The 12,703-nt window shown below is 40.4% G+C and carries 10 protein-coding genes; 2 read left to right on the top strand and 8 right to left on the bottom strand.

The genetic code is table 11. From position 1 onward, the window contains the following. Positions 1-26 precede the first annotated feature (26 nt). The 8 genes from WDA22_04735 to WDA22_04700 all read right to left on the bottom strand — a co-directional run bounded on the left by WDA22_04735 (position 27) and on the right by WDA22_04700 (position 8,900). Positions 27-1,142 carry a GntR family transcriptional regulator gene (locus WDA22_04735; GenBank protein ID MFA5832768.1) on the bottom strand — a complete coding sequence of 372 codons (1,116 nt, stop codon included), beginning with the start codon at positions 1,140-1,142 and terminating at the stop codon, positions 27-29. Positions 1,143-1,322: 180 nt separating this feature from the next. Next, positions 1,323-3,542, bottom strand: coding sequence for a heavy metal translocating P-type ATPase (locus tag WDA22_04730; GenBank protein MFA5832767.1), 2,220 nt, complete (start codon positions 3,540-3,542; stop codon positions 1,323-1,325). 56 nt (positions 3,543-3,598) lie between these two features. Further along, complete coding sequence (locus tag WDA22_04725) at positions 3,599-3,808, bottom strand: cation transporter (GenBank protein ID MFA5832766.1); 210 nt, start codon at positions 3,806-3,808, stop codon at positions 3,599-3,601. A 93-nt stretch (positions 3,809-3,901) separates the two neighbouring features. Beyond that, positions 3,902-4,516 (bottom strand): AraC family transcriptional regulator, encoded by a 615-nt coding sequence (locus WDA22_04720; protein ID MFA5832765.1) that lies wholly within the window; start codon positions 4,514-4,516, stop codon positions 3,902-3,904. Next, on the bottom strand, positions 4,513-5,694 hold the full coding sequence (locus WDA22_04715; GenBank protein MFA5832764.1) for a hypothetical protein: 1,182 nt from the start codon (positions 5,692-5,694) through the stop codon (positions 4,513-4,515). Before WDA22_04715 ends, WDA22_04720 begins: the two co-directional genes overlap by 4 nt. Positions 5,695-5,745: 51 nt before the next feature. Beyond that, positions 5,746-6,774 carry an aminopeptidase gene (locus WDA22_04710; GenBank protein MFA5832763.1) on the bottom strand — a complete coding sequence of 343 codons (1,029 nt, stop codon included), beginning with the start codon at positions 6,772-6,774 and terminating at the stop codon, positions 5,746-5,748. A gap of 66 nt (positions 6,775-6,840) precedes the next feature. After that, complete coding sequence (locus WDA22_04705; GenBank protein ID MFA5832762.1) at positions 6,841-7,947, bottom strand: carboxylate-amine ligase; 1,107 nt, start codon at positions 7,945-7,947, stop codon at positions 6,841-6,843. Further along, the gene (locus WDA22_04700) at positions 7,947-8,900 is read right to left on the bottom strand and encodes a hypothetical protein (GenBank protein MFA5832761.1); all 954 of its coding nucleotides are present in this window, start codon (positions 8,898-8,900) and stop codon (positions 7,947-7,949) included. The genes WDA22_04705 and WDA22_04700 overlap by 1 nt, the downstream gene beginning before the upstream one ends. Positions 8,901-9,066: 166 nt before the next feature. Between WDA22_04700 and WDA22_04695 the strand changes: the two genes are divergently transcribed. Together WDA22_04695 and ppc are read left to right on the top strand one after the other, a co-directional pair. Further along, positions 9,067-9,876 carry an alpha/beta hydrolase family protein gene (locus WDA22_04695; GenBank protein ID MFA5832760.1) on the top strand — a complete coding sequence of 270 codons (810 nt, stop codon included), beginning with the start codon at positions 9,067-9,069 and terminating at the stop codon, positions 9,874-9,876. Positions 9,877-9,878: 2 nt separating this feature from the next. After that, positions 9,879-12,653, top strand: a complete 2,775-nt coding sequence (ppc, locus tag WDA22_04690) for a phosphoenolpyruvate carboxylase (GenBank protein MFA5832759.1) — start codon at positions 9,879-9,881, stop codon at positions 12,651-12,653. Positions 12,654-12,703: the final 50 nt, after the last annotated feature.

The raw sequence follows: 12,703 nt of genomic DNA, 5'->3' as shown, positions 1-12,703 counted from the left end.
ATTAGCACATGTGAGAGACGATGCAACTAGTTTTTTAATACTTCTATTGTCTTACTTGTGGATGATCGTATCACTAATGAGGGTGTCAATCCTACCCAGGAAAATATTTTTTCTTTATTCATTCTACGCATCAAAAGGTTAACAGCTTGTGCCCCTATTTCATTTGTTGGTTGGTGAATTGTCGTTAATGGGACCGGAGCATACTGGCATCGTTCAATGTCATCAAAACCGATAATCGCCACATCCTCGGGCACTTTTAATCCTGATTCCAAAACTCCCTTCATAAAACCAAGAGCAGATAAATCATTATACGCAAAGATGGCATCGGGTCTATTTTTAAGTTCAGAAAACGATTTTCCAATTTTATATCCTGATTCGAAATCATTCCATTCGTATTTTAATTGCAGACGAAATTCAAATTCTTTGTTAAAGGGAATTCCGTGTTCGTTCAACGCTTTGCGAAATCCTTTTTTGCGAATTTCACCGAGCAGATTTCCATGTTCCCCATTGATGTAACCGATACGTTTACGTCCAAGATCAATCAAATGCTTGGCGGCAATGTATCCCCCCATTTCATTATCCGTGCCGATGTAACATATATCTTTGTCTTCAATGTATGAAACCATCACAAATGGGAAGTCTTCTTTTTGAAGTTTTTTGAGGACACCGGTGGAATAGTGTTCATGACTCATTGAAGCGATAATCAATCCATCCACACCGGTGCGGACAAGATTTTCAATTAAAACTTTCTCTCGATCGACATTTCCTGATGATTTCGACAAGAGAAGTGTATATCCTTTTTGCGAGACCTGTTCTTCCACACTTTGCATGATCAATGAAAAAAACGGGCTTTTCAAATCTACCAGGACTAAACCGATAGCCTTTTGATGATTGAAATTAAGAACCATGGAACGTTGTGCAACAAAAGTTCCACTCCCCACAATTGCATAGAGATATCCGCTTTTCATAAGATCATTCAACGCTTTTTTTATGGTGATCATGCTGACATTGTATTGCAGTGTCAGTTCTTTTTGCGTTGGAAGTTTCTGATCGACTTGAAGTTTGCCACCGTCAATCTCAGATTTTATAATCTCATAAATTTGTGTATGTAATGATCGCTTACTAGTTCTATCTAAAGGCATACAACTTTCTTCCGGATCATTTTTCCCTTCTTGTTTATATTCAATAAGATTAGGATATATTTCATTGAATATACCTATTAGAATAAGGTATACCTTATTCTAATAAAAAAACACTCTTTAGTCAATAGAAAAATTTGGAGAAATATCCCACGCCAAATAGGCTTTGGTTTCTCTTAAATGTCAGATTTTCACTTTTCTCAATCGCAATGAATTCGTAACGACACTCACTGAACTAAACGCCATTGCTCCGGCTGCAAATGTCGGGTTCAGCATTCCAAATGCTGCGAGAGGAATTCCGATTATGTTATAGATAAATGCCCAAAAAAGGTTTTGTTTGATGGTTCGGATAGTGCTGCGCGATAAGGTAATTGCCCGGACTACTGCTGTCAGATCATGTTTCATTAACGCTATATCAGCTGTTTCCATCGCAACATCCGTCCCTGAAGCCATTGCAAGACTGACATTTGCCTGAGCCAAGGCCGGAGCATCGTTAATTCCATCTCCAACCATTGCTACAATCTCATTCTTTGCCTGCAATTGTTTGATATACTCCGCTTTATCTTTCGGCAGCACATTAGCAATCACGGTTGTAATGCCAACTTCTTTTGCAATTGCTTCGGCAGTAGTTTTATTATCACCGGTCAATAATGCAATCGTGATATTCAACGCTCCCAGTTTGCGTATTGCATCTTTTGAAGATTCCCGAATGGTATCTGCAATTGCAATAATGCCGACCAGCTTTCGTTGTACACCAACATACATTACCGTTTTTCCCTCCTGTTTTAGTCGGTCAACCATCTCCTTTGCTGTAATAATATTGACCAACGACTCGCGCATGATCTCCTCTTTACCAATAACAACACTCTTCCCTGCTACTTTTCCGGTAACGCCAAATCCAGGATTTGCTAAAAAAGATTCAACTGGTTCCATGACAATATTCAACTTCTCAGCATATTCAACCACGGCTCTGGAAAGAGGATGTTCTGATTTATGTTCTACCGATGCAGCTAACATAATTAATTCTTCTGCAGTGATTTCATTGAAAGGAATAATATCAGTCACCGATGGTTTTCCAACCGTTATCGTACCGGTCTTATCAAACACAACAGCGGTGATCGATCCGGCACGCTCAAGACTTTCAGCATTTTTAATCAATACACCTGCTGATGCTCCCCGTCCGGTGCCGACCATAATTGCTGTGGGAGTGGCGAGACCGAGTGCACAAGGACACGCGATGATCAGCACAGCGATTGCATGGATCATAGCTTGTGAAAACTCCAAATTCCAAACCACAAATCCTAAAATGAAGGTTATTAATGCTATACCAAGAACTATTGGAACAAACACCGAAGCGATCTTATCGGCTAGTGATTGAATCGGCGCTTTCGAACCTTGTGCTTCTTCTACCAAACGGACAATCTGAGAAAGCATCGTTTCACTACCGACGGCAGTCGCACGGAATTCAATGCTTCCTGTTGTGTTGATCGTTCCACCGATTACTTTGTCGCCATTTTTTTTCTGAACTGGAATACTTTCCCCGGTCATCATCGATTCATCGATCGACGTCTCTCCTTTTTGAATGATACCATCCACCGGTATTTTTCCGCCAGGACGAACAAGGATCATATCATTCTTCACTACGTCACTTACTGCAACATCGACATATGCGTTATTTCGATATACTTGTGCTGTTTTCGGTTGGATCGACATCAGATTCTTCATAGCATCTGATGCACGTTTTTTGGCACGAGCCTCAAGCATTTTACCGAGAAGAATAAGCACAATAATCGTTGAAGCTGTATCGAAATAAACATCCATCATTCCAACAGTGTCAGGAAGCCATTCCGGAAACAACACGACAATTGAACTGAAGAGATATGCTACCCCCGTACCAACGGCAACAAGCGTGTTCATATCTGCTTCAAAATGTTGCACTAGTTTCCATGCAATCATAAAGAAACGTTTTCCTGAAACAACCATCACCACTGTTGCCCCAAGAAAAAGTAATTTATTCACTTCATCCATTCCCAGTGGAGAAATCTCCATAAACCAGTCAGTCATACCAATCATACTCAAGATCATCACCGGAAGTGCAAAGATCAGACTGATGATAAATTCTTTCTTAAGTTTTTGATACCCGTCTAAAGATTTTGAATCGTTCGTTGGCTTTATATTTTCAATGACAAGTTTATATCCTGCCTCATCAACAACTTTTGCAAATTGTTCCGGGGTCGCTCTCGCGGGATCATATTTGATTGTTGCTTTTTCCGTGGCGAGATTGACTGTTGTTTTTTCCACGCCGTCCACTCGTGTCAGGACTTTTTCCACACGCGCAACGCAACTGGCACAGGTCATCCCTTCTACGGGAAGCGTGAGTGTTTGAATTTTTAGATCTGTCATTTTTCACCTCATCATAGACGTCCGACACCACTAAGGTGTCGAACATCTGCATTTCTTTATCGAATTGAAACCACTTCATATCCTGCTTCTTCAACAGCATGTTGAATGGTTTGATTCGTCACTTTAGATTCATCAATCTCAACATCCGCTGAACCAATTGCGACGGAATTGACTGTAATTCCTTCCACTTTACTTAATTCTTTTTTAACACTCATGACACAATGACCGCAGGTCATTCCTTGTATTGCAACATGAACAGATTTCATTGGTATCTCCTTTTATGTTCAAGCTAAATATACGGAGACTTTGCAACTTGTCTTTACATTTTAGGGAAAAAGATGTGCAGAATTATGAAGAGACTATTTTACCTTATCCAAAGGAATGCGATGGTGGTGGTGATGTGCGGGAGTAAGTTTTTTGAATTGACTGGGAGTAAATCCGGTAACAGATTTAAATTGATTGGAAAGGTGCTGCACGCTACTGTAATTCAGCATATATGATATCTCGCTCAACGAACGATCATCATATTTAATCAATTCTTTCGCTCGCTCGATCTTTTGTTTGATGATATACTGTTCTATGGTAACATTCTCTACAGACGAAAAAAGCACACTCAGTGAATGGTAATCCCTTCCAACTTTTTGACCTATATATTCGGAATACTTAATCTTCATTGGCTTGGCATCATGATTATAATGAACCAGTTGAATGATGGCTGTTTTGATCGCCTCAATCGTTTTTCCATTTTTATCTTCAATCAGTTCAAAACCGTTATTCTGCAACATATTTTTTACTGTATCCATCTCACTTTGCTTCAATGTATTACCAAGCTCCACTTCGCCAAGTTCTACTGTTCGAACATCATGACCAAGTAATACCATTTCATTCCGAACAACACGAATGCATCGATCACACACCATGTTTTTAATATAGAGCTTTTGAAGATTTGATTTTTGTTTTTGTTTTTTCTTCATAATGCTTCATGATACGCAATAGTAGAACCAACCCATGTCTTGTTCTTATTAAAATCCACTCCCATCATCGCTCCTTTACTTAAGCGGACAAGATTCTTCACGAGTGTTGGTTTCTCCTGCCAAATGAACATCATCCTCACCTCTGCTTTTGAAAATCCATCAGGAGTATTTATCAACTCCGCATATTCTACTTTTCGTTGCAGCAAGTATTGCGATTTGTCCACCAACGCATCTAATTTTTCCTTTGTCACATTGATATCAACACCTAGTCCTGCAAAAGAATAGAGCGGCTTAAGAACATAATTCTGAAGATCGTTCGGATATTCTTTAAGATCATTAACGAAATAACATATCGGCACATATTTGCTTTTAAGAAATGGCAGCGTGTGTTTGCTGATTCTAAAATACCAATTGGGATGCCCTACCCAATGCACATCAGCTTCATCAGTAAATCTAAATTCAGATTGAACTTTCTTTCGCTCCAGTTCGTCAAAAATGACACGATTATAAATCCGTTCAATCCGAATCTCTTTCCCATTTTCGATATAGAATACTTGTTTGCCATGCTTCTTCACTTTGGTGAGGCAGACTGTCTGAATGCCAAGCATTTTTTCCATGACAGCAAAATCTATTCGTGTCTTTTGCTTTTCCGGTTCGATCTCCAATAGCACGACGTTCTTTGGATCTGAATCTCCAACAATCACATCGCGAAGTAAATTTTCATATGATGCTCGGACAAATCCGTTGAACGATGCACCATATGTTGGTGGTATAGAAAAATGTTTTCGAATCGTATCGTTAAGAAATGCCTGATATCCATAGAGCGAAGGAAATCCCTGCAGTTCAATCAATTGAGGAATAAAATTACCCTTGGCATCCTTACAAATCCCGAAATCGATTTGCAGAAAGATAGGATGAGAAGTTTCGTTCGGAACGGAGAGTCCTGCCGGTATAGCATTTGCTGCATGGTTGGTAAATTGTTCTGTTTGTAGTTGTGTAACGATTTCGTTGCACGCTTCAATCAATTGCCTCTTTACATCTTTCGTTAAAAAGATTGGAGTTTCTGCTGTTCGAAATTCGGTCGGGTATTGATAGGTACTATTAAGCTCGTGCACAAACGATTGATACTTTGCGTCTGTGAACTCCGCATTTATTTTTTGCCGAATCTCAGGGATCATGATATGAGAAATCCCCGAAGTCTTTTGGACTTCGGGGATGTAATTGTGGAGTTAAAAATTTTCGAAGATGAATTTCCCTTTTTCCATCACTTGTACGTCATCCATCCAAATATCAAAATTTCTTCCGACGCAATCGATGTGTGTGGTAGAAACCCAATTTTGCCCGGTATGATCAGCATATGGATGTCCGAAAGCGATATGGATGCCGGGAAACTTTTCATCCTGCAGTATATGGCCGATAATGCTTTTTAGTGCGATGTTTGTACCGATAGCAAACTCACCTACACGGTCGCTGTTTCCATCGGTATGCGTATAGTCAATAAACTCTTGCAGTAATTCTTTGTTTGAACATTCAACAGATTTAATTCTGTTCTCAACCACCTGAATGAACAAGGGATATTCTTGAATATTGCCCCACTTTTGACAAAGGTAATCGCCAACCACACCGTCAACAACAAATAAGCCATTCGTATTGCTCGGAGATGTAAAGATCTCTCCTCCCGGAAGATTTCCCCATTTATCCGGAGAAATAATGCCGCTGGTTTTTAACCATTTCAGATGCGGTGCAAACTCCGCAACAAAATCTGTCCCAGCGGGTGTTTTTGCTTTAATTATTTTCGTTTTTCGTGCTTTGTTTACGAGTCGTTCACTGATTTTATCAACTTCTAAAAAATCAGCGCACATCCCCTCCATCATAATCTGCTTATTGATATTCACCATGTGGCCATGACGGATTTTATTCTTATTCACCACGCTTGTCATTTGAATGCGTGAACCCAGTTCTCCGGTCTGTGTAATGGCGGCAAAAATGCTTACTTGAGATTTCCCAAGATCATCCAAAATCACCTGCGGCATATCTTTCAACGGGCGTACGGCATAATCTTCCATCACAAACACATTAAATTCCGAACCGACTTTTTCAATTTCATGAACAAGTGATGCGGCAATTTCGATACAATCTTTATCGGTGATAATGGTAATGCGTTCGGAGGGTTTTATACGAAGGCAATCGTTGACAGCATTTCGAGCTCCTTTGCTCAACGCAGTATCAAATTCAACTGAAGTTATTTCTGTGCTCAAACACTATCCTCATTTAATGTAAAATAATAAAAATACAATTACCAAAATCTCATCTGAAGTACACTGTCAATCTAAACCCATAGCAGTTTCTTTAATAATCAAATCAACCACAGCATTCAGATCCTTTGTTTCATTCCAAACTTTAATTTGCCGATCGGCACCGGTTCCTGTTTTCAGAATCTCTTTGACATATTCAACTTCTTTTCGACTTCCTAATTCATCAATCTCATCATCAACAAATTCGAGAAGTTCATCCACCAAACTTGAAAATGGAACCTCCTCCTGTTTGCCAAAATCAATTAGCTTACCTTGCACTCCGTAACGAGCTGCGCGCCACCGGTTCTCATTCAACAAGCGTGTTTTGTAAATCCGGAAACCGAGATTCTTTTTAAATAATTTGTACAACTTTGCCGTTACCGCCTGCATCAATGCGGCAAGGGCAATTGTTTCATCCACACGCATGGGAATATCGCATACTCTCCATTCAATCGTATCAAAGAACGGATGCAGTCGAATATCCCACCAAATGCGTTTCGGATTATCGATGCATTTCGTCTTCATCAACAATTTTATATAGTCTTCATAATCCGACAATGATTCAAAGATATCGGGAATTCCAGTGCGAGGAAAACGTTCAAAGATCTTGATGCGGTAAGATTTGAATCCGGTATTGCTTCCCATCCAAAACGGAGAATTTGTGGAAAGAGCGAATATGTGCGGTAGGAAATATCTTGCTGTGTTCATCACCTGGATAGCAGTTTCACGATCCGGCATACCTACATGTACATGCAAACCAAAGATCAGATTGGCGCGGGCAACTTGCTGCATATCTTCCACAATTTCCCGATATCGTGCATGATCGGTAATTTTTTGCGCATCCCATCGAGCGAACGGGTGTGTTCCTGCGGCAGCAATCCTTAATCCTTTTTTTCGCGCGAGCTGATCGAGCGTACTGCGCAATTTTGATACTTCTCTTCGTGCTTCCTGTACTGTTTCACAAATTTCCGTCCCGACTTCAACAACGGACTGATGCATTTCCGGTTTAATATTTTCACGAAGAATAAACTTCCCATCTTCAAGAATCTCCTCTATGTGGGATTTTAAATCTCGAGTATCAGGATCGACAATCTGAAATTCTTCTTCAATTCCTAACGTGAATAATTTCGAACTCATCAAATACCTTTACCGGATGCAAACGATGTGATAAATTTTCCCCATCGCAAATTATTTTTTCCATCCTGATGCGCTTTTGCTTTTCGGATAGCCATGTTGGCAGCCGCTTCAACAATCCAATCAAAATTTTCCTGTCCAACAGAATGAATGTCCGCATCCGGTGCCGGATTGCAGAAATCAATCGCATACGGAACACCATCGCGGATGGCAAACTCTACCGTATTAAAATCATATCCGAGATATTCATTCAACGCAAGCACACCTCGTTTCACTTCATCGAGGATCTTTTGCGCTACTGGAGGTCCGTCCTTCACATAACGCAGATGGTGAGGATTCCGGGGTTCATACTGCATGATATGAACATCTTTACAATCGATACTATAACAACGAAAATATTCCGTGAAGGTAATTTCTTCCTGCAGCATCATTACTAACTGCCCGGTCTCGTTGTACGCCTTGAAGAACTCTTCGACCGTATTCACCTTATACACATTTTTCCAACCGCCGCCGGCAAATGGTTTAAAGAATGCCGGAAAACCGATGTAAGCAAAAATTGCTTCCCAATTGAGAGGGTAAGCAAGATTGCGCATGGAGCGTTCATTGGTGTCAGGCGGATGTTGATTTGAAGGCAAAATGACCGTCTTTGGAACGACAACACCGATTTTTGTTGCAAGACAATTGTTGAAGAATTTTTCGTCTGCGCTCCACCAAAATGGATTGTTGATGACTGCAGAGCCATTCAATGCGGCATTTTTTAGGTATGCTCGATAAAATGGGATGTCCTGTGAAATGCGATCAATAATTACGGCGTATTCAGTTGATTCCCCTTGAATTACTTTATCAATCGTTACCGATTCCGCAATAATGCCGTTTTCTTTTTTTGAATTCACATGTTGTATGAATGCATGTGGAAAAGTATTTTCCTGTCCGTAAAGAATCCCAATTTTTTTCATATCACCCCTTTGATATTCGAATCCAAACTCAGATTGAATATAGCAATTTATTGTAAATCGTCAAATTTGCATTGTTTGCAGGGCAATCTTTCATTATGATTAGGAAAAACCAGGCAGGAATATGATCGTACGTTACAGTTTTCTTTTTCTCATTTGCACCCAATTTTTGTTCTCACAAGTCACAGTTGTGGAAGATAGTCTGTTTTCACCTTCTCTGAATTCTTTTACGAAGTATTATGCCATTTTACCTGACGGCTATTCCAAAGTACAGGAACGATATCCCGTGTTATACCTTTTGCATGGACTGACGGGTAACTATACTAATTGGGTTAAATATTCTAATATCGTCCGATACGCTAAGGAATATCAACTGATTATTGTTACGCCAGACGGGAAAAACGGCTGGTATACAAATTCTCACACTCAGCAGAATGCAAAATACGAAGACCAGATCATGAACGATCTGATTCCAAATGTGGAAAAAAAATATAGAACTATCCAATCGAAATTCAGTAGAGCAATTGCGGGACTTTCGATGGGAGCCTATGGAGCAATTAAATTTGGCTTGAAATATCCCGATAAATTCTTTTTTGTCGGAGGAATGAGCCCTGCCATCCAATTTCCGAAAAGCCTGGAAGATTCTGCAATTATTGCACGACGCTCTAAGGAATCTACATTGAATTTACAAGATATTTTTGGAACAGTCCGTAATGAATCGTGGGAGGAAGACGATGTCTTTTCCCTTGTTGATAAATCCACCTCCACATCACTCCCCTATTTTTATCTTTCAATTGGTTCACAGGACGGAATTCTAGAGCTTGTCGATCTTACTCACAATTTTGCTGCGGCGCTTCGGAGAAAGAAGATCGCGTTTGAGATGCACGAAACTGCCGGTGCACACGAATGGAAATTTTGGGATAAAGAAATAGAAATAATACTCAAACGTATCGCTGAACTGAGCGGAAAGAAGAAATAGTCGTGAAAGAGACATCCAATCCACAAACATCAGATATCCCTCTCCGATCCAACATTCGTCTTCTCGGAAATATTCTTGGAGAAGTAATCAAAGAACAAGAAGGAAAACCGTTCTTTGAATTGGAAGAGTTCATTCGTCGTTCAACAAAAGAGTATCGATCGACACATAATAAAGACGTTCACCACCAGTTAATAAAAAAAATTAGAACGCTGGAAACACGTTCCATGAGGAAGCTCATTCGTGCTTTTTCTACGTATTTTCAACTCGTGAACATTGCGGAGCAACACCATCGAATCCAGCGATTGCGAGGACAAAAACAACTCGGAACTTCTCATTATCCGCAAGGTTCATTACGGCATACGTTACTCTATGCAAAAAAGAAAAAAATCACTGCAGCTGAGATCCGACGGTTTCTTTCACAATTGTTCATCTCCCCTGTCTTCACTGCTCATCCCACAGAAGCTCTTCGGCGAACAGTGCTGGAAAAACATTCACGCATCTGGGAGCTTCTTGAAGAGATCGATAAGAAAGATTCGCTGCCGAGTGAGCGTGAAGAATTACGTTTATCCGTGAAACGCAATATTACCAGTCTTTGGCAAACGGAAGAGACAAGAAGTTACGATATCACTCCATTGGATGAAGTAACTAATGGCCTGTTTTATTACACACAAGTGCTTCAACACACGATTCCTGCATTCTATCGCGAACTTGAGTATGCGTTAGCAGATACCTATCCAACGCTGATCGAACAGATCCCCTCATTTATACAATTTGGCACGTGGATCGGCGGCGACCGGGATGGAAATCATTTTGTCACAGCCGATGTTACTTGGGCGGCGTTGAAACGGCAGTCTCATTCCGTGGTCGATTTGTATATCAAAATGATTGACGACCTTTATGTGGTTCGAAGTGAATCAAAAAAGAGCGTTCCCGTTGATACGAAATTGGAACAGTCCATCGATGATGAGTTGAAACAATTTCAGGAAGCATTTCCTCCCGGTATACGAAATAAAAATGAAGTATACCGAGTGAAAATTGCGCTTATCTATCGTAAACTTCTTCGGTACAAGAAAAAATTGGATGGAACTCTTCCTTCTGGGGAAACGACATATTCCTCTTCTGCTGAATTTCTCGATGATCTTTATCTCATAAGATACAGTCTGATGAAAAATAAGGGTGCCGATCTCACGAGCGGAACATTAAAGGATCTTATTCGAAATGGTGAGACGTTTGGATTCCATCTTGCAACGCTTGATATTCGACAGCATAAAAAAATCCATTCCGCTGCCATTGCAGAGATCTTCGCACAATCCTTAGTATCGTATTCATCCTTTTCCGACGATGAACGATTGGAATGGCTTACAAAGGCTATCTATGGACGGTCAACATTTACTTTTAAAGAAGATACACTGACCGATCAGTCAAAAGAAGTTTTTGCAACATTCAGAACGATTAAGCGCGCATTGGATGAAATTGATCATCGCGCAATTCGTTCGTACATCATCAGCATGACAGAGTCTGCAGCTGATGTTCTTGAGGTCTTATTCCTGATGAAATTAACCGGGTTATATTCACCCGACAAGAATTTCAGTGGATTAAATATTGTTCCTCTGTTTGAGACTATTGGTGATTTAAGAGGTTCCGTAGAGATTATGGAACGATTATATACGAATCCGGCTTACAAAGAACATCTTGCATTACGCAACCAACATCAGGAAATAATGCTAGGGTATTCAGACAGCAGTAAAGATGGTGGAATCGTAACGTCGAATTGGGAATTGTACAAAGCACAGCGCGCGTTGGCAAAGTGTTCTGCTCACCATAAAATTGATTGGATGTTCTTTCACGGGCGCGGAGGAACAGTTGGACGCGGAGGTGGACCGGAGTTTCAAGCGGTAATGGCATTGAACGGACATTCCATCAACGGAAAGATCAAGATTACAGAACAAGGAGAGGTGATCTCGCTGAAATATTCACATAAAGAGATCGCACAACGGACTCTTGAGTTAACGACATCGGCGATGTTGCTGAAATATTTCGACAAAACGAATCTTCATAAGATAAAAGTAGCTCGTCATCCACAATGGCTAGAAACAATGGCGGAACTTTCTCAGCAATGTTTTGAAAATTATCGTAAAGTGGTGTACGATGATCCCAACCTTGTCCGATATTATTTTCAGGCGACACCGTTAAAAGAAATTACAAAAATGAAGATCGGCTCCCGTCCGGCAAAAAGGACGAATACGGAACGGATTGAAGACCTTCGTGCTATTCCTTGGGTGTTTGCATGGATGCAAAGCCGTCACAACTTACCCGGATGGTTAGGTGTTGACGAAGTGTTGGATGCTTCTCAATCGGCAACGGTAAAATCTTTACAGCAAATGTATCGACATTGGAACTTTTTCCGAGCAATGATTGACAATATTCAAATGATCGTTGCCAAAGCTGATTTTGATATTGCACGACATTATGCTGAATTAGTTCAGCCGACTGCTCTCGGCGAAGAAACTTACTCGCTATTGAGAAATCGATTTGAAAGAACAAAACACGTTTTAGTGAAAATATCTGAACAAAAAAATATTTTAGATAGCAATGCGGTGTTACAGCGATCTATAACCCTGCGTAATCCCTATGTCGATCCAATGAGTTTGATGCAGGTAGAATTATTAAAGAGACTTCGCTCAGAGAAAATCACCGAATCGCAACGGAAGGAATTAGAAGAAGTGGTATTCCTCTGTATTAACGGAATTGCTGCGGGATTACGAAATACGGGGTGAAAATAATGGTGCGACTCACTCTATCATCAAGATTCAAATGAATGTCCTCG

The organism is Bacteroidota bacterium, from assembly GCA_041658205.1.
Classification (GTDB): Bacteria; Bacteroidota; Ignavibacteria; order UBA10030; family UBA8401; genus UBA8401.
Note: the sequence above shows the minus strand (reverse complement) of the source record. Positions and strands in the feature narration are given on the sequence as shown.